The organism is Stenotrophomonas maltophilia (genome assembly GCF_023518235.1).
Classification (GTDB): Bacteria; Pseudomonadota; Gammaproteobacteria; order Xanthomonadales; family Xanthomonadaceae; genus Stenotrophomonas.
Genome location: NZ_CP090423.1, coordinates 3,997,220 through 4,014,836 on the forward strand (window position 1 = coordinate 3,997,220; position 17,617 = coordinate 4,014,836).

Below are 17,617 nucleotides of genomic sequence, written 5' to 3' on the forward strand. Positions count from 1 at the left end.
ACACCTACCAACGGCCGCAGAAATCTGTCGAAGGCGGACCCACTCCGCCATCCCGCGGATAGCCGGCTGTTGCTGTTGCCGGCCAGCGGCCGGCACTACCGCGCATGCAGGGCGCAGCCCTGCCGGTCACCCCAACCGCACCCGCCGCCCTTCGCGCGCGCTGTCCATGCCGGCCTGCAGCAACTGCATCAGCTGCAGTGCCTGCACCGCGCTGACCGTGGGCTCGCCGTCGCCGTGCATCGCTGCTGCGAACTGCGCGTACAGTCGCCGGTAGTCGCCGGGCAGGTTGTCCACGGTACTGCGCTGCACGTTGTCCTCGGCATCGCGGCGCACCAGTTCGCCATGCCGCGGGTCGATGCCCCAGCCCGGCGCACCCGGTGCAACACCGCGCCGCAGCTGCGCTTCCTGCACGTCCAGGCCGTGCTTGATCCAGCTGGCCAGGCTGCTATGCACGCTGAAGTGCGGCGTGGGGGCGGCCACCAGTGAACCGGCATGCACGATCGCGCGATGCCGTGGGTAGTGCAGCACGGCGTGGAAGTAGTCGATGCCGTGGCCACCCTCGCGCTGCACCGCCAGATCGGCATCGATGGCCTGCGGCCAACCGAACAGCACCAGCATCTGGTCCAGCAGGTGCGGGCCCAGGTCGTACCACAGGCCGCTGCCGGGTCCTTCCTGCTCGCGCCAGCGGTCACGCACCTGCGGCCGGTAGCGGTCGAAGTGGGCATGGCACTCGGCCACCTCACCCAGCACGCCATCGGCCAGCAGCGACTGCAGGGTGAGGAAGTCGGCATCGAAGCGCCGGTTCTGGAACACGGTGGCGATGCGCCCGGCATCGTGCGCAGCGGCCAGCACTGCTTCGGCTTCGGCAACGTCGAGTGCAAACGGTTTGTCGACCAGCACATGCTTGCCCGCCGCCAGCGCCGCGATCGCCAGGGGGGCGTGCTGCTGGTTGGGTGTGGCGATCACCACCGCGTCCACTGCGGGGTCGTCGAACACCTCCTGCGGCGTGGCGCGCACGTGCACGTCGCTGAACGCGCGCAGCAGCGTGTCGCGTTGCGAACTGACGATGCTGTGCAGCACCAGCCCGGGCGTGTGCTGGATCAGCGGTGCATGGAAGACACGGCCGGCCAGGCCGTAGCCGATCAGGGCCAGGTGCAGGTCGGGGCGCATGGCAGAGCTCCGGCAGTGGGAAGGGCAGGGTAAACGACGGGCGCTGGCAGGCCAAAACTGAACGGTTGCCGCTGCAGACGTTTCGATTCACAGCAGCATGACCGTGGCGCCACGCCTGCCACACATGCATTTGTCCAGACTGGCAGCACATCCCGAAGGAGTACGACACGATGAGCAATACCACCCGTACGCTGATTGCTTCGGCCCTGACCCTGGGCCTGGCGCTGTCTTCCTCCGCCGCATTCGCCAAGGACCCGGCCGCCAAGAGCCCGCCGACCAGCACGCATCCGGCGACCCATGCCGATCGCCACGACTCCAATGAACCGGTCACCGATACCTGGATCACCACCAAGGTGAAGGCCGACCTGCTGGCCAGCAGCAACGTGCCGGGCACCGAAATCAAGGTGGAAACGGTGAACGGCGTGGTCAGCCTCAGTGGCGCGGTGGCCAGCCAGGCCGAGAAAGACAAGGCGGTCACCACCGCCAATGGCATCAAGGGCGTGACCCGTGTTGATGCCGCTGCATTGAAGGTCAGCGCCGCGGCCAAGCGCTGAACCCGGTGGGCGCCCCCGCGTGGGGCGCCCGCTGCCGGCCATAGTCGAGCTTTCTCGACTTGCGCCATCGATCAACCCCAGGTCAATGGCACAGCAGTCGAGCAAGCTCGACTCTACGGCCGGGTTCCCATAACCCGTTCAGCCAGCCGCGCCGGAACGCCCGCCCATGTGACCGCCTGCGCTATATTGCCGGTTCCGCCGCCGTCGGGTTCGTCCCGACCTCCGATTCGCGGCTCGGTTGACGAGGAACCATGGCACTGGTTTTCAGTGACGACATCTGGGACCGCTGGCGGTTGCCGGCCCTGGCGCTGGCGGCTGCCGCGATCATCGTGGTGCCGTGGTTGACGCTGCGCAATCTGCAGCAGGACAACGAACAGGCGATGGCCTGGGTCAGCCATACCCAGGCTGTCGGGGTGGCCCTGCAACAGCTGCAGGCCGATGTCCGTGATGTCGAATCGGCGGCTTTGACCCTGTCCAAGGGCATCGACGCGCCCGGCCTGCGCGAACGCATGGCCAAGGCCAACGAGATTCCCGGGCGGCTGGCCGAACTGGGCCGGATGACCCGCGACAATCCCGACCAGCTGATCCGCATCGGCCGCATCGAATCCATGCTGGAAGGCCGGCTGGCGGTGGCCCGCGAACTGGCCCGGTCCAAGCCGGACAGCGACCAGCGCGCGCTGGTGCAGGACCTGAGTACACGCTACCCGATCCGCGGTCTGGTCGAGGAACTGCAGGCCAGCGAGCAGACGCTGTTGACCGCGCGCGCCGAGCAGGCCGCGCGCCAGCGCAAGCAGACCGAACTGGTGTCGTGGAGTTCAATGGTGGTGCAGCTGGCGCTGCTGGGTCTGGTGCTGTGGCTGCTGCAACGGCAGATCGGCCGCCGCCTGCACGCCGAACGGCAGTCGCTGCGCTCGGCCGCGCGCGCCGCCTCGGTGTTGCAGACCGTGCGTGAGCCGATCGTGCTGCTCGACCGCGACCTGCGCGTGCAGCTGCACAACCCGGCCTTCGCCGAGCTTTACGGGCTGCAGGACGAACGTGCCGACGGCCTGTTGCTGGAAGCCGTTGGCGATGGCGCCTGGCAGGATCCGGTGGTGCGCCAGCGGCTGGCCGACGTGCTGCTGCGCGGGCGCGAGCTGTGGGATTTCGAGCACGAGCAGCGCACCGCCGATGGCATCTCGCGTTACATGCTGCTCAACGCGCGCCGCATGCCGCTGCCTGACACCGATGACGAGGTCGTGCTGCTGACCATCAGCGATGTCACCGTGCAGCGTGCCGTACAGCTGCGCGTGGAAGAGTTGAATCGCCAGCTGGAAGGCAAGGTGGCGCAGGTGTCGGAGGTCAACCGCGAACTGGAAGCGTTCAGCTATTCGGTGTCGCACGACCTGCGTGCTCCACTGCGCCATGTGGCCGGCTTCTCCGACAAGCTGTCGCGCCACCTCGGCGAGCAGGCCGACGACAAGAGCCGCCATTATCTGGAGGTGATCTCCAGTTCGGCACGGCGCATGGCAGCGCTGATCGACGACCTGCTGGTCTATTCACGGCTGGGCCGCGCGGCGATGCGCCAGCAGGCTGTGGACATGCAGTCGCTGGTGGCCGATACCCGCGCCATGCTCGATGCTAATCTTCTGGCCGAGGCCGAAAGCACTGGCCACGCCCATCAGGTGGAATGGAGCATCGCACCGCTGCCGATCGTGGTGGCCGATGAGAACATGATCCGGCAGGTCTGGCTGAACCTGCTCGGCAATGCGGTGAAGTACTCGGGCAACCGCGAACCGGCGCGGATCCGCGTGGACTACCGGCAGCAGCCCGACGGTGGTCATCAGTTCACGGTCAGCGACAATGGTGCAGGCTTTGACATGGCCTATGCCGGCAAACTGTTCGGCGTATTCCAGCGCCTGCACAAGGCCAGCGACTACCCCGGCACCGGCATCGGCCTGGCCAGCGTGCGCCGCGTGCTGACCCGCCATGGCGGCCGTATCTGGGCCGAGGCCGAACCGGACGTCGGCGCCACCTTCCACTTCTACCTGCCTCCCGCCATCGACGCGGACAAACAAGGTCCTTCTGCATGACGACTCTGCGCACCATCCTGCTCGCCGAAGACAGCGCGGCCGATGCCGAAATGGCAATCGACGCACTGGAAGAAGCGCGCCTGGCCAACCCCATCGTGCACGTCGAAGACGGCGTGGAAGTGATGGATTACCTGCTGCGCCGTGGCGCCTTCGCCAACCGCGAGGAAGGGTTGCCGGCGGTGCTGCTGCTGGACATCAAGATGCCGCGCATGGATGGCCTGGAAGTGCTGCGGCAGATCCGCGAGCACGATGAACTCAAGCGCCTGCCGGTGGTGATCCTGTCGTCCTCGCGCGAGGAAAGCGATCTGGCCCGCAGCTGGGACATGGGCGTGAATGCCTACGTGGTCAAGCCGGTGGATGTGGACCAGTTCTTCGGCGCGGTGCAGACCCTGGGCAAGTTCTGGGCGTTGATCAACCAGGCACCGGAACTCGAGTGAGCCCATGCCCTTGACCGGTCCCGCCCTGGGGGCGCTGCGCATCCTGCTGGTGGAAGATTCCCCGGAAGATGCCGAGCTGATGTCCGAACAGATGCTCGATGCGGGCCTGCAAGCCCGTTTCGAGCGCGTGGAGAGCGCGGCAGAGCTGCGTCGGGCGCTGGCCGCGTTCCAGCCGGACATCGTGCTGTCCGACCTGAGCATGCCGGGCTTCTCCGGCGACGATGCGCTGCGTATCGTGCGTGAGACCTCGCCGGAAGTGCCCTTCATCTTCGTCTCCGGCACCATGGGCGAGGAGAACGCGGTGGCGGCGCTGCAGAAGGGCGCCAACGACTACATCATCAAGCACCAACCGGCGCGCCTGCCGTCGGCGGTGGCGCGCGCGATCCGCGATGCGCGCAGTACCGTGGAGCGCGCGCGGGTGGAAACCGAACTGATGCGCGCACAACGGCTGGAAAGCCTGTCGCTGCTCGCCGCCGGGCTCAGCCATGACCTGCGCAACATCCTGCAGCCGTTGCTGATCATGCCGGACCTGCTGAAGGCACGCACCGATGATCCGCAGCTGCATCATCTGGCCGATGTCATCGCCGAGTGCGGGCGCCGTGGCCACGAGATGGCGGAGTCGATGCTGTCGTTCGTGCGCGGCTCGCGCAAACCCAGCGAACGCATCGAGATCAACGGCCTGTTCGATGCGGTGGCATTGCTGTTGCGCAGCAACGTGCCCGACGCGGTGCGCCTGGAACTGCAGGTGCAGGATGAGGGCCTGGTGGTCGATGCCAACTACACCGAGCTGCAGCAGGTGATGTTGAACCTGGCGCTCAATGCCATCCAGGCCATGCCCGACGGCGGCCGCCTGAGCCTGACTGCCAACCACGCCGGCCATCGCGACGGGGTGGACTGGATGTGCATCCGCGTGGTCGATGAAGGCATCGGCATGGACGCGGACACGCTCTCGCACCTGTTCAATCCGTTCTTCACCACCAAGGCCGATGGTACCGGCCTGGGCCTGATTTCCTGCAAGCGCATCGTCGAAGGTGCGGGCGGCAGCATTCATGTCAGCAGTGCGCTGGGGCAGGGCACATGTTTTGAGCTGCGCCTGCCGATGCATGAAAGCGTCGATGCCGGTGAGCCGGTCGAGCAGCTGGTGGCGCTGGGCAGTGGCCAGTCGATCCTGGTGGTCGATGGTGAAGCCACGCGCCTGTCGCTGCTGGGCAATGCGCTGTCCAGCCAGGGCTACCAGCTGCAGCTGGCGTCCGACGGCCCGGCTGCGCTGCGCTGGATGCAGCAGGAAGCGCTGCCGGCCCTGGTGATCGCCGATGCCGGTTCCAAGCTGCTGCCGGCCAGCCAGTTGCTGGGCGAGATGGCCGCGCTGGGCTATGGCGGCCCCGCACTGGTGCTTGAGGACGCTGCGGTGGCAGTGCCGGCCGATGCCTTCCCGCCCGGCGTGGAGGTGCACGTGCTGCGCAAGCCGCTGCAGATGCAGCAGGTGTTCCGCGCGGTGGCCGAAGCGCTGGGCTGAGTAAGCGTCGCCGGGCATGGCCCGGCGCTCCCCACCGCCTTCGGTAGCGCCGGGCCGTGCCCGGCGGCAGGTCAGGTCGGTCGATCCACGGTTTCCCACGGGAACCGCGGCAGCGCGTCCACCGCCTGTTCCAGCCGCCGGGACCAGTTCTGGTGGATGTCGGCATACAGCGCCGAATCCGCGCCCAACCGCAGCTGCTGCCCGATGCGCAGTTCACCGTCGCGCAGCAGTGCCAGATCGATCGGCAAACCCACCGACAGATTGGAGCGGATGGTTGAATCCAGCGACACGATCGCGGTGCGCGCGGCATCTTCAAGGCGCGTGGCGGGGCTGAGGATGCGATCCAGGATCGGCTTGCCGTACTTGGATTCGCCGATCTGCAGGTAGGGCGTCTCCGGCGAGGCGGCGATGGCATTGCCCAGCGGATAAATCATGTACAGCCCCGGCCGCTCGCCGGCGATCTGACCGCCGAAGATCAGTGTGGCCTGGGTGTTGACCCCGTCATGGCCATGCTCGCTGTGGTGGCTGTGCACCTGGCTGTCCACCAGCAGTTGGCCGACGTATCCGGCGGCCTCGAACAGGTGGTTCATTTCGCGCAGGTTGGGCGTGCGCCGTTCATCGGCATCACGCCCCAGGCGTGACACCAGCAGCTGGGTGGTGGCCAGGTTGCCAGCCGCCATCAGCACGTAGACTGCCTGGCCGGGGTACTCGAACGCGTGCAGCTTGCGATGCACGCGCACATCGTCCAGCGAGGCATTGGTCCGGGTGTCGGCGGCGAAGACCAGGCCCTGGTCCACCTCGATTCCAACGCAATAGGTCATGTCGGTGCCCTATCATGTGCGTCCCGGAGTGTAGGCAGGCCGCCGTGATGACGGCATGCCCACGTCCCCCCAGAACGCCGCCACCGGAACCGCATGACCACCGTGCTCCTGAGCCTGGGCAGCAACGTCCAGCCCCGCCGCTACCTCCACGCCGCGGTGACGGCCCTGCGCGAGCGCTTCGGCGCGCTGCAGGTCTCGCCGGCCTACCGCACCGCCGCAGTCGGTTTCGAGGGCCCGGCCTTCCTCAACAATGCCGTGGCGATCGACACCGATCTGCCGCTGCAGGAACTGGACCACTGGCTGCATGCGCTGGAAGACGCCCATGGCCGTGACCGCAGCGGGCCGCGCTTCTCCGACCGCACGCTGGACATCGACGTGGTGTTCTACGGCGACCTGGTGGTGGAAGGCCCCGGCCACCTGCGCATCCCACGCCCGGAGCTGAAGCACGCCTTCGTGCTGAAGCCGCTGGCCGACATCGCGCCGGATTTCATCGACCCGGTCAGCGGGCAGGACCTGGCCACGCTGTGGCGTGCGCATGCGCAGTACGGCGCCGCGTTCGAGGTGGTGGACCTGGAATGAGGGAGGTTGCCGGCCAGCGGCCGGCACTACCGGAGTGCCGGCCGCTGGCCGGCAACACCTCAGCTGACCGTACGCCCACCATCCACGCGCAACGTGTGGCCGGTGATGAAACTGGCCTCGGCCACCAGCCAGTACACCGCTTCGGCAATCTCCTCGACCGTACCGGTCCGCGCCAGCGGCGTGCGCGCCAGCAGGGCCTCGCGGGCGAAATCGTCCTTGCCCTGTTCCGGCCACAGGATCGCGCCCGGCGCCACCGCATTCACCCGCACCTTGGGCGCCAGCTCCAGCGCCAGCGAGCGCGTGGCCATTTCCAGCGCGGCCTTGGCCATGGTGTAGGCGATGTGGTCGCGCATCGGGTCGGTGCCGTGCAGGTCGGTCAGGTTGACGATGCAGCCGTGCTGGCGGCGCAGGTAGGGCGCGGCCGCCTGGGACAGCAGCAGCGGTGCGCGCGCGTTGACCGCATACAACTCGTCCATCGCCTCGGCGGTCACCTGGCCGAGCGGGGTCGGGAAGAAGTTGGAGGCATTGTTGACCAGCGCGTCCAGGCGGCCGAAGTGGCTGACGGCCTGTTCAACCAGGTCGGGCAGGGCGTCGGCGTCACGCAGGTCGGCCTGCAGGGCCAGCACGCTGCCCGGGCGCTCGTTGTCGAAGTCGAACGCGGCCTGCTGCAATTCGGCGCTGGAGGTGTTGGCATGCAGCACCACCGACCAGCCGCAGGCGTGGAACTGGCGGGCAATGGCCGCGCCGATCCGGCGTGCGCTGCCGGTGATCAGGACCACGGGGTGGGTGTCGCTCATCGAGGGTCCTCCAAGGCTCGGCTATCCTGTGCACCATTGTCACCGCATTCGAAGACGCCATGCAGCCCACCTTCCCCCTGCCCGAAGCCGATGCCCTGGCCCACAGCGACCAGCTGGCCGCCGCCCTGCGCGCCGAAATCCTTGCCCAGGGCGGGGCGATGCCTTTCTCCCGCTTCATGGAGCTGTGCCTGTACACCCCCGGCTGGGGCTATTACAGCGCCGGTGCCAGCAAGTTCGGTGGCAGTGGCGACTTCACCACCGCGCCCGAGCTCGGCAGCCTGTTCGCCGGCAGCGTGGCCAATGCGCTGGCGCCGGTGTTCGCGCAGCTGAGCGCACAGGCGCGGATGCTGGAACTGGGCGGCGGCACCGGCGCTTTCGCCGAGGCGGTGCTGCTGCGCCTGGCCGAACTGGACGTGCTGCCCTCGCGCTACGCCATCCTCGAGCCCAGTGCCGACCTGCGTGAGCGCCAGCAGCAGCGCCTGCAGCAGAACCTGCCGGCCGAGCTGGCCGCGCGCGTGGAGTGGGTCGACCGCCCGTTCGAGGAAGACTGGGAAGGCGTGGTGTTTGCCAACGAAGTGATCGACGCGCTGCCGACACCGCGCTTCCTGATCCGCGACGGCGAGGTGTATGAGGAAACCGTCGAGCTGGATGGTGACGGCAATTTCATCCGTGGCGCGCAGCCGGCCGACATCCTGCTCAACGGCGCGGTGCGCCACATCGAGCGCTATCTGGAAAAGCCCTTTGCCGAGGGTTACCGCTCCGAAGTGCTGCCGCAGCTGCCGTACTGGCTGCAGGCGGTGGCCGGCGGCCTGCAGCGCGGCGCGCTGCTGTTCGTCGACTACGGTTACAACCGGGGCGAGTTCTACCAGCCCGACCGCGATGATGGCACCGTGCGCGCGTTCTACCGCCACCACGTGCACAACGACGTGCACCGCTGGCCGGGCCTGCAGGACATCACCGCCTCGGTGGATTTCACCGCGATGGCCGAGGCAGGCATGCATGGGGGGTTCGAGCTGGCCGGTTACTGCAGCCAGGCCAGTTTCCTGCTCGGCAACGGCCTGGACCAGGTGCTGCTGCTGGCCGAGGAACGTACCGACGAGGTTGGCCGCATCCAGCTGCGCGACCAGGTGAAGAAGCTGACCCTGCCCACCGAAATGGGCGAGCGCTTCCAGGCCATCGGCCTGCAGCTTGGTGTTGATTTCGAGCCGGCCTTTGCACTGGGCGACCTGAGCTGGCGCCTGTGAGCAGTGCGTTGCCGGTGATCAAGCCGCTGCGCCGGCCGCGGCTGTGGGGCGCGCTGTGGGCGCTGGCGGTGCTGGCGGTGATCGTGGTCTGCCTGATCCCGCCGCCGCCGATCCCGCTGCCGGAAAACAGCGACAAGGGGGAGCACTTCCTCGCCTATTTCATCCTGGCCGGCAGCGCGGTGCAGCTGTTCCGGCGCGGGCGCCCGCTGCTGTGGGTAGGCGTGGGCCTGGTACTGATGGGCATCGGCATCGAGTTCGCGCAGGGCGCATTGACCGATGACCGCGTGGCCGATCCGATGGACGCCATCGCCAACACGGTGGGCGTGCTGGCGGGCCTGGCCACCGCGTTGACTCCGTTGCGCGATCTGCTGCTGCGCTGGCGCGGGTAACCGCGTGCCAACCAAGGTTGGCAACTACCAGGATTGCCTGAGGTGCCGACCCAGGTTGGCACCCACCAGGGCAGATCTGCCGTTATTTCCCCAGCGTCACCTCATCCAGCACCCACATCGCCGGGCGCGTGTCGCCGGTGAAGTTGATGCACAGATCACCGTTCCCCTTCGTGCCCTTAGGCAGTGCCGCGCGCAGGGTCACGAAGCCATCGGCATCCGGCTTGGCCGGCAATGCCACTTCAGCCAGCACCTTGCCGCGGCAATCGCCACGGCGCACCTGCATCTCGCCATGCGCGCGCTTGGCCTTCTCGAAGCGGCGCTTGGATTCGTCGTGGGCCAGCTGGAAGTAGTACGGAATACGCCCCGCACGCACTTCCACGCTGCCGATGCCATCCAGTTGCGCCTGCGGCCAGCGCCAGCACGGCTGGAAGATGTCCACGTTGAACACGGCGCGCTCGCCCTCGCGCGGGCCATCGTCTTCCAGGCGCAGCACCAGGCCCTTCTTGCCCACGCAGCTGAGCAGCTCATCGCTGCGGCGGCTGAGCAGCGACTGCGCGGTGAACGCCGCCACCGTCGGCTTCGCCGCCAGCATCTGCCCCTGGTAGAACGCGGCCGCCTTCACGGTGGCGGGCAGCGTGGCGGTCAGCGGCTGCTGGTACAGCGGCGACTGCGCGCTCACTGGCTGGCCATCGGTGCTGTAGCGCACTTCATAACCCAGCGGATTGGCCAGCGACACGGTCACGGTGTTGGCGGCGCGTTTGTCGGTGTAGTCCACGCCCACTTCAAACGGTGTCTGCGCGTAGGCCAGGCCCCAGGCGCGGTAGCGCTGCAGCTGGGACGGCAGGCGCGCGAGGAAATCGCGGAAGTCGCGATGTTCCGGCGTGCTCCAGCCAGTCTCGGCCACCGCCGCCAGGCGCGGGAACAGGTTGTGCTGCAGGCGCGCGTAGCTGCGCGTGTGCTCGGTGAACATGTTGGCCTGCAGGCCGAGGATGTGCCCGCGCTTGTCGGCGGCCAGTTCGGCCGGCACCGGTTCGAAGTTGTACAGCTTGCCGAGGTTGACCTGGGTCGGGCGGCCCGGCGGTTCATTCGGCGAGGCGGTCTGCAGGTAATCCAGGTACAGGTAGCCGACCGGCGACATGATCACGTCATGGCCGGCGCTGGCCGCCGCCAGTCCGCCTTCGGTGCCCTGCCACGACATCACCGTGGCCTGTGGTGGCAGGCCGCCTTCGAGGATCTCATCCCAGCCGATCAGGCGCCGGTCGTGCTGCTCCAGGAAGGTCTCCAGGCGCTTGATGATGTGGCTCTGCATGGCCATTTCATTGTTGATGCCCAGCGCACGCATGCGCTGCTGCACCGGCTTGGACGCTTCCCACTGGTCCTTCACTGCCTCGTCGCCACCGACGTGCACGTACTTGGCCGGGAACAGGTCGATCACTTCTTCCAGCACGTTCTCCAGGAAGGTGATGGTGCTGTCTTCGGTGTTGAACAGGTTGGGGAACACGCCCCATTCGCTGATCGGCTTCAGCGGTGTATCGATCGTGCCCAGCTCCGGATACGCGGCAATCGCCGCGGTGGCGTGGCCCGGCACATCGATTTCCGGGATCACCTGGATATGCAGCCTGGCCGCATAGGCGATCACCTCGCGGATCTGCTCCTGCGTGTAGAAGCCGCAGTAGGGGTGTTCCTGGCCGCTGACCGGATCGATGCCGCCATCGCCGGCCGGCAGGCGGCAGCTGCCCACCCCGGTCAGCTTCGGGTAGCGCTTGATCTCCATGCGCCAACCCTGGTCATCGGTCAGGTGCCAGTGGAAGGTGTTGAGCTTGTGCGCGGCCATCGCGTCGAGCACGCGCTTGATCTCGTCCAGGCTCTGGAAGTGGCGCGCGGAATCGAGCATGAAACCGCGCCAGCTGAAACGCGGCGCGTCCTGGATCTGCACGGCCGGCAGCACGCCATTGCTGCCGCCGGTGGCGAGCTGGGCCAGGGTGGTGGCGCCATAGAACAGGCCGGTCTCGTTGCCGGCCTGGATCAGCACGCCCTGCGCGGTGCTTTCCAGCGTGTAGCTCTCACCGCTGTCGCGGAAGGTGGGCACGATCTGGAAGTGGATGCTGCCGCTCTTGGCCGCTGTCCTGCCCTTGGCCAGCGCCAGGCGTGGGCCGCCACTGCGGGCCAGCAGGTCGGCAAACTGCGCGGCGACGCGCTGCGCGGCTTCGCCTTCAGCCTGCAGCATGGTGTCAGCGCGCACGGTGATGCCGCGGCCCTGGCCGTGCTGCACGGTGGCCGGTGCAGGAATCAGCATCAGGCTGCCGGCACGCAGCTGCGGGCCGGGGGCTTCAGCGGCGGGCGTGGGATCGGCGGCCAGGGCCGGCAGCGCCGGCAACAGCGCGAGCAGGCTGCCCAGCAGCACTGCGCTGCGCATCCGGGCGCGGGAAGGCTTGAGCATCGGTACGACTCCTTGGAACGGTGCGATGAACGCTATACATGAAAAACGCCGGGCCCGGAATGACCCAGGCCCGGCGTGCGTGCACGACTCGGCGATGTTGCCGCCGCTGGATCAGTACTTGAAGCGGAAGTTGAGGTAGTACTGGCGGCCGTTGCTGTAGAACGAGGTCGGGATGGCCGCGGTCTGGTAGTACTTGTAGGTCGGGTTGTTGAGGTTCAGACCGTCCAGGGTGATGCTCAGCCAGTCGGTGGCCTTGTAGCTCAGCGAGGCCGACAGCGTGCCGAAGTCATCCTGGTAGTACGGGTTGGTACCGGACAGGCTGATCAGGAACGAAGAGCGGCGGGTGTAGCTGACGCGGGCACCGAAGCGTTCGTTCTCGAAGTAGGCACCCACGTTGTAGGTGTTCTTCGAGGTACCCAGCAGGTTGTGCGAACCATCCGACCAGGTGTGCGCGGTGGTGCCGTTGGCGTAGGTGTAGTTGGCGTTGACGCCGAAGTACTCGCCGATCGGCTGCTCGTAGGCCACTTCCACGCCGGTCACCTTGCCGTCGGCATTGATCGGGGTGGAGATCTGGTAGGTCTCGAGCTGGTTGGTCAGTTCGCTGTACAGCTGGCGCGAGACCACGTCGAAGGCGATGTAGTCCTTCAGCTTCATGTGGTACGCCCCCACCGACAGCAGGCCGCGCGGCATGAAGTACCACTCCAGGTTGGCATCCAGATTGCTGGACAGGGTCGGCTTCAGGTTCGGGTTGCCGCCGCCACCGGTCTTGTTCAGATCCGAACCGTAGGAGGAGGCGCCCAGTGCCGAGTAGTCCGGCAGGGTCTGGGTCTGCGAAGCGGCCACGCGCAGGACGAGGTTGTCGTCCAGGTCGAACTTGATGTTGGCGCTGGGCAGCACGCGGTTGCGCTTGTTCTGGAAGGCCATGCGTTCCCACATGCCGAACAGGCTGCTGACATCGGCATCGGCGGCCTTGCTGACGGCGTTGTAGGTGTCGATGTCCTGCTTGATGTTGACGTAGCGCAGGCCGACGTTGCCGCTCCACCAGTCACCACGGAAGTTGGCCTGCACGTAGCCGGCGAAGTTCTTCTCCTGCACCTTCCACTCGGCACCGTAGTTGTGGCGACCGGTCGGGCCATCGTTGCCGGCCAGCCAGGTGGAGTTGTTGGTCACCGCGTCCTTCAGCGCACCCGGGGTGAAGTACCAGATGTTGCGCGGGAAGGTGCCGCCGATATCGCCGGCAAAGCCGCTGGGGTAGTTGGAGGTGGCACCGTTCTTCAGCGCGCTCCAGATATCGCCCGGCGTTGCGCCTTCCGGCGACAGCGCTTCGCGCTTGTGGTCAGCGAAACGCAGGCCGAAATCGATCGAGTTCAACACGCCGCCGTCGTTGAAGTACTGGTTGAAGTCGAGCGTTGCCCACTTCTCCTTGTCCTCGGCAGTGACCTGCTGGTTGCCCCAGGTGCCGAAGCTGGTGACGCCGTTGGGCGAGAGGTCGCCGCCCAGGCTCCAGTCGATCGGCGAGCCGTTGCCGTGGGTGGCCCAGCTGGCGCCACCGCCATTGGCCAGGGTGACTTCGGCGATGTACTGGCGCGGCGTCTCGCCGGTGCCCTTGGTGCTGCCGGCCTGGAACTTGGCGGTCAGGCTGTCGCTGATCTGCCAGTCGGCATCGAAGGTGACGTAGCTCGACTTGGCCGTCGACTCGCGGTAGATCATGTCGTACACCGCGTAGTTGGTGCCCGGCACGCCCGCGTAGGTGGCGTTGGTCAGCACGCCGTCCTTGACCACATAGCCCGGATTCGGCGCCTGCGACTTGGCGAAGCTGTTGCCGAACATCATGAAGTTGCGGTTGTAGTTGTTGGCTTCCAGCTTGGAACTGAAACCGTTCAGGCCCAGGGTAAGCGTGTCGGTCGGCTTGAACTGCAGCGAGACCAGGCCGCCCTTGCGCTCACGGGTCTGTTCGAACAGGGTCGAACCCAGCAGGCCCGGCAGGTTGACGCCGATCAGGTCCGGGTTGGTCTGGGCCACCGGATCGGTCGCGGCGATCTTGAAGAAGCCGCCCGGGATTTCCTGTGCTTCACGGCGCAGCTCGCGCTTCTGGCTGAAGCCCTGCACCATCACGCCGAAGGTGCCTTCGTCGTTCTTGTAGTTGAACAGCGCCGAGTACTGCGGGTCGTTCGACTTGGCCTGGTCCGAGCGCACCATGCCGATCGAGCCTTCGGCGGTGATCTGCTTGGAGAACTCCAGCGGCTTGCGGGTGATGATGTTGACGGTACCGGTGGTGCCGCCGTCCTGCAGCTTGGCCTGCGAGGACTTGTTCACTTCCACCGAGCTGACCAGTTCGGAGGGCAGCAGCGAATAGCTGACGCTGCGGCCGACGTTGTTGCCCTGGCTGAGCACGAACCAGTCGGCCGAGCCGACGGTGTGGCCGTTGATCAGGGTCTGGGTCAGGCTCGGGCTGGTGCCGCGCAGGCTGACACGGTCGGCTTCATCGAAGCCGCCTTCGTCGGCGCTGGACGAGCTGATGTTCACGCCCGGCAGGCGCTGCAGGGTGTCGGCGACGTTGTGCGCCGGCAGCTTGCCGACGTCTTCGGCGGTGACCACTTCCACGCGCGCATTGGCTTCGCGCTTGGTATCGAGCGACTTTTCCATCGAACCACGGATGCCCGTGACCGTCACGGTGTCCAGATCGGTGGCGGTCGGGGCGGCCTGCTGCGCGTGCGCACTGAAGGCGATGCAGCTGACGATGGCGGCCGAAAGCAGGGTCTTGCGGGTGTTCATGATGTCTCTCCTCATCACTCGATTGGATGCCGGCGGCGGTGTTCGGTTACGGTTGCAAAGACATGCGCGGGGTGGCGGCGAAGTCCCGTGCGTTGGCGTGCCACGTACTGCGTGCTGCGATTGCGTTGAAGCCGGTTGCGGTGTCAGGCGGCCGACTGCTGCAGGTACCAGCTGGCAGCGCCGACCACGCCCAGCTGGCCGTGCTCGACCACCTTCACCGGGATGCGTGCCAGCGCCTCGCCCATCGGCCCCTTCTGCAGGTAGCGTTCGACGAAGGTGCTGGCATGCAGGTATTCGCGGATCTGCGGCAGGATGCCGCCGGCCAGGTAGACGCCCCCATGGGCGCCGTAGAACAGGGCCATGTCGCCGATGGTGCTGCCGAGCAGGCCGCAGAACACATCCAGCGCCTGGCGCGCGTGCGCATCGCTGTCGGCCATCGCCGCGGCGGTGACCGCATCGGGGCTGGCCAGCGTCGGCGCCTGCCCCTGCAGCGCGCACACCGCGCGGTACAGGTTCATCAGGCCCGGGCCGGACAGCGCGTGCTCGATCGACACGTGCGCGCGGTCGCGCTGCATGTGGCGCACGATGGCCATTTCCAGTTCGGTGCTGGCCGCCAGGCTCGGCTGCCCAGCTTCGGTGGCCAGCACCACCGGGCCGTGCGCGGTGGGAATCCACAGTGCGGCGCCGAGGCCAGTGCCGGGACCCACCACCAGGGTCGGGCCGCGTGCAGCGGTCTCCGGTCCGCACAGGTGCAGCACGCCACTGGCGTCCACCTGCGCGGCGGCGTAGGCCACCGCTTCGAAGTCGTTGACGATGTAGACCCGCTGCAGGCCGACGTCGGCCTCCACCTGGCGCGCCGACAGCGGCCACGGCAGGTTGGCGGTGATCACCGTGCCATCCTCGCGGGCATAGCCGGCGCTGGCCACCACGCAGTGCGTGGGCCGCGGGCCGTTGCCGAGGAAGTCGTGCAGGATCGCGCTCAGCCCAGCGTGGTCGGCATTGCGGTACTTGCGGTACTCCAGCACCTGCACCGGATGGGCATCATCACCGCTGGCCTGGACCCGGGCCACGCGCACATGGGTGCCACCCACGTCGGCAGCCAGGAACGAGGGCGCAACGCGGGACAGGGCATGGGCCGGGGCGGGGTGGCTGGCGGTCACGCGGGCTCCTGCTGCAGGTGGGGCCGGACCCAGGATCGGGGACGGCGATTGGGGCGGAGTCTGTAACCGCGCTGACAACGATGTCAACGAGTTCGTGACACTTTCGTTGCTGCGCCGCAACGAATGCGACGGACGGTAAACGTTTACATGGCGTGAGTATGGGTTTCACGCGAGAACCGTTGCCGCATGGGCCTCAAGGCCCACTGCGCATTCAGCACACTGCCCCGTGAGCCGGTTGCGCAGTGCAGGATGGGCAGCGCCGCGCTGCATTTGGAAGTTGACAAAGCGCGGTTGTCCATCGAAAGAATGTGACAACGTTGTTCCCAGCCACTCTCCGACGCCGTGTTCTGCGGCCGTCGCCGCAGGAGCCCTCCTGATGTCCGCCGTCCCCGCTGCAAGCGCGCGCCCGAACGTGGCCACCTCCATCGCCATCGTCGGCGTGCTGTTCTTCCTGATCGGCTTCTTCACCTGGCTCAATGGCCCGTTGATCACCTTCGTCAAGCTGGCCTTCGAGCTCAGCGAGGTCGGCGCCTTCCTGGTGCTGATGGTGTTCTACCTGTCCTACTTCTTCCTGGCGCTGCCGTCGTCGTGGATCCTTCGCCGCACCGGCATGAAGAAGGGCCTGAGCCTGAGCCTGCTGGTGATGGCCGGCGGCGCCGCGCTGTTCGGTGAGTTCGCCACCCAGCGCTGGTACCCCGGGGCGCTCGGCGGCCTGTTCGTGATCGGCAGTGGCCTGGCCCTGCTGCAGACCGCGATCAACCCCTACATCTCCATCCTTGGCCCGATCGAAACGGCGGCGCGCCGCATCGCGCTGATGGGCATCTGCAACAAGATCGCCGGCATGCTGGCGCCGGTGCTGATCGGCACCGTGGTGCTGCATGGTATCGGCGACCTGTCGGCCAGCGTGGCCGTTGCCGATGAAGCGACCAAGGCGCAGCTGCTCAACGAGTTCGCCGCCAAGATCCACGCACCGTACCTGGCCATGGCCGGCCTGCTGGTGCTGCTGGCGGTGGCGGTGCTGTTCTCGCCGCTGCCGGAAATCAAGTCCGCCGAAGCCAACGCCACCCCCACCAGCGCCGGTGCGGCCGAGCGCCGCAGCATCTTCCAGTTCCCGCACCTGTGGCTGGGCGTGCTGTGCCTGTTCGTCTACGTGGGCGTGGAGGTGATGGCCGGCGATGCGATCGGTACCTACGGCCACGGCTTCGACCTGCCGCTGGACCAGACCAAGATGTTCACCTCGCTGACCCTGTTTGCCATGCTCATCGGCTACGTGGTCGGCCTGCTGCTGATCCCCAAGGTGGTCTCGCAGTCGCGCTATCTGACCATCTCGGCGGTGCTGGGTGTGGTGTTCTGCCTCGGCGCCTGGGTCACCCACGGCTATGTCTCGGTGGGCTTCGTGGCCGCACTGGGCTTTGCCAACGCGATGATGTGGCCGGCCATCTTCCCGCTGGCGATCCGTGGCCTGGGCCGCTTCACCGAGACCGGCTCGGCGCTGCTGGTGATGGGCATCGCCGGCGGCGCGATCATTCCGCAGCTGTTCGCCGTGCTCAAGCAGCACATCGACTTCCAGCTGGTGTTCGTGCTGCTGATGGTGCCGTGCTACCTGTACATCCTGTTCTACTCGGTGATCGGCCATCGCGCCGGCCTGCCGCAGGACAAGGCCTGA

The 17,617-nt window shown here is 67.1% G+C and carries 14 protein-coding genes; 8 read left to right on the forward strand and 6 right to left on the reverse strand.

Annotated elements, in window-relative coordinates; translation table 11 throughout:
• Positions 1–126: 126 nt before the first annotated feature.
• Positions 127–1,170, reverse strand: a complete 1,044-nt coding sequence (locus tag LZ605_RS18650; protein WP_249842833.1) for an oxidoreductase — start codon at positions 1,168–1,170, stop codon at positions 127–129.
• Between the two features lie 170 nt (positions 1,171–1,340).
• On the opposite strand from LZ605_RS18650, the gene LZ605_RS18655 reads away from it, so the two are divergent.
• From LZ605_RS18655 to LZ605_RS18670, 4 genes are all read left to right on the forward strand, one after another.
• Positions 1,341–1,724: a BON domain-containing protein gene (locus LZ605_RS18655; RefSeq protein WP_249842834.1), complete on the forward strand. Its 384-nt coding sequence runs from the start codon at positions 1,341–1,343 to the stop codon at positions 1,722–1,724.
• A 251-nt stretch (positions 1,725–1,975) separates the two neighbouring features.
• Positions 1,976–3,793: a sensor histidine kinase gene (locus tag LZ605_RS18660; protein ID WP_249842835.1), complete on the forward strand. Its 1,818-nt coding sequence runs from the start codon at positions 1,976–1,978 to the stop codon at positions 3,791–3,793.
• Complete coding sequence (locus LZ605_RS18665; protein WP_057496590.1) at positions 3,790–4,230, forward strand: response regulator; 441 nt, start codon at positions 3,790–3,792, stop codon at positions 4,228–4,230. The genes LZ605_RS18660 and LZ605_RS18665 overlap by 4 nt, the downstream gene beginning before the upstream one ends.
• 4 nt (positions 4,231–4,234) lie before the next feature.
• Positions 4,235–5,746 (forward strand): hybrid sensor histidine kinase/response regulator, encoded by a 1,512-nt coding sequence (locus tag LZ605_RS18670; RefSeq protein WP_249842836.1) that lies wholly within the window; start codon positions 4,235–4,237, stop codon positions 5,744–5,746.
• Between the two features lie 71 nt (positions 5,747–5,817).
• On the opposite strand, the gene LZ605_RS18675 is transcribed toward LZ605_RS18670, so the two are convergent.
• Positions 5,818–6,567: a 20S proteasome subunit A/B gene (locus LZ605_RS18675; RefSeq protein WP_249842837.1), complete on the reverse strand. Its 750-nt coding sequence runs from the start codon at positions 6,565–6,567 to the stop codon at positions 5,818–5,820.
• A gap of 93 nt (positions 6,568–6,660) precedes the next feature.
• Here LZ605_RS18675 and folK point away from each other — a divergent pair, with 93 nt between their 5' ends.
• Positions 6,661–7,146: a 2-amino-4-hydroxy-6-hydroxymethyldihydropteridine diphosphokinase gene (gene folK, locus LZ605_RS18680; protein WP_249842838.1), complete on the forward strand. Its 486-nt coding sequence runs from the start codon at positions 6,661–6,663 to the stop codon at positions 7,144–7,146.
• 59 nt (positions 7,147–7,205) lie between these two features.
• Here the strand turns inward: folK and LZ605_RS18685 are convergent, their stop codons facing one another.
• Positions 7,206–7,943: a pteridine reductase gene (locus tag LZ605_RS18685; protein ID WP_249842839.1), complete on the reverse strand. Its 738-nt coding sequence runs from the start codon at positions 7,941–7,943 to the stop codon at positions 7,206–7,208.
• 59 nt (positions 7,944–8,002) lie between these two features.
• Between LZ605_RS18685 and LZ605_RS18690 the strand changes: the two genes are divergently transcribed.
• The gene (locus tag LZ605_RS18690) at positions 8,003–9,187 is read left to right on the forward strand and encodes a class I SAM-dependent methyltransferase (RefSeq protein ID WP_249842840.1); all 1,185 of its coding nucleotides are present in this window, start codon (positions 8,003–8,005) and stop codon (positions 9,185–9,187) included.
• Entirely contained in the window at positions 9,175–9,576 is a 402-nt protein-coding gene (locus LZ605_RS18695) for a VanZ family protein (protein ID WP_249844950.1), read from the forward strand. The genes LZ605_RS18690 and LZ605_RS18695 overlap by 13 nt, the downstream gene beginning before the upstream one ends.
• Before the next feature lie 82 nt (positions 9,577–9,658).
• Here the strand turns inward: LZ605_RS18695 and LZ605_RS18700 are convergent, their stop codons facing one another.
• The 3 genes from LZ605_RS18700 to LZ605_RS18710 all read right to left on the reverse strand — a co-directional run bounded on the left by LZ605_RS18700 (position 9,659) and on the right by LZ605_RS18710 (position 15,951).
• Positions 9,659–12,016, reverse strand: a complete 2,358-nt coding sequence (locus LZ605_RS18700) for a beta-N-acetylhexosaminidase (RefSeq protein WP_249842841.1) — start codon at positions 12,014–12,016, stop codon at positions 9,659–9,661.
• A gap of 111 nt (positions 12,017–12,127) precedes the next feature.
• Positions 12,128–14,791, reverse strand: coding sequence for a TonB-dependent receptor (locus tag LZ605_RS18705; RefSeq protein WP_249842842.1), 2,664 nt, complete (start codon positions 14,789–14,791; stop codon positions 12,128–12,130).
• 143 nt (positions 14,792–14,934) lie between these two features.
• Positions 14,935–15,951, reverse strand: a complete 1,017-nt coding sequence (locus LZ605_RS18710) for a glucokinase family protein (RefSeq protein WP_249842843.1) — start codon at positions 15,949–15,951, stop codon at positions 14,935–14,937.
• 376 nt (positions 15,952–16,327) lie between these two features.
• Here LZ605_RS18710 and LZ605_RS18715 point away from each other — a divergent pair, with 376 nt between their 5' ends.
• The gene (locus tag LZ605_RS18715) at positions 16,328–17,617 is read left to right on the forward strand and encodes a sugar MFS transporter (protein ID WP_107232006.1); all 1,290 of its coding nucleotides are present in this window, start codon (positions 16,328–16,330) and stop codon (positions 17,615–17,617) included.

Coding starts and splice junctions, on each gene's coding strand:
- LZ605_RS18685 (WP_249842839.1), bottom strand. CDS start 7,943: ATGAGCGACACCCACCCCGTGGTCCTGATCACCGGCAGCGCACGCCGG.
- LZ605_RS18655 (WP_249842834.1), top strand. CDS start 1,341: ATGAGCAATACCACCCGTACGCTGATTGCTTCGGCCCTGACCCTGGGC.
- LZ605_RS18700 (WP_249842841.1), bottom strand. CDS start 12,016: ATGCTCAAGCCTTCCCGCGCCCGGATGCGCAGCGCAGTGCTGCTGGGC.
- LZ605_RS18690 (WP_249842840.1), top strand. CDS start 8,003: ATGCAGCCCACCTTCCCCCTGCCCGAAGCCGATGCCCTGGCCCACAGC.
- folK (WP_249842838.1), top strand. CDS start 6,661: ATGACCACCGTGCTCCTGAGCCTGGGCAGCAACGTCCAGCCCCGCCGC.
- LZ605_RS18675 (WP_249842837.1), bottom strand. CDS start 6,567: ATGACCTATTGCGTTGGAATCGAGGTGGACCAGGGCCTGGTCTTCGCC.
- LZ605_RS18715 (WP_107232006.1), top strand. CDS start 16,328: ATGTCCGCCGTCCCCGCTGCAAGCGCGCGCCCGAACGTGGCCACCTCC.
- LZ605_RS18705 (WP_249842842.1), bottom strand. CDS start 14,791: ATGAACACCCGCAAGACCCTGCTTTCGGCCGCCATCGTCAGCTGCATC.
- LZ605_RS18660 (WP_249842835.1), top strand. CDS start 1,976: ATGGCACTGGTTTTCAGTGACGACATCTGGGACCGCTGGCGGTTGCCG.
- LZ605_RS18665 (WP_057496590.1), top strand. CDS start 3,790: ATGACGACTCTGCGCACCATCCTGCTCGCCGAAGACAGCGCGGCCGAT.
- LZ605_RS18670 (WP_249842836.1), top strand. CDS start 4,235: ATGCCCTTGACCGGTCCCGCCCTGGGGGCGCTGCGCATCCTGCTGGTG.
- LZ605_RS18650 (WP_249842833.1), bottom strand. CDS start 1,170: ATGCGCCCCGACCTGCACCTGGCCCTGATCGGCTACGGCCTGGCCGGC.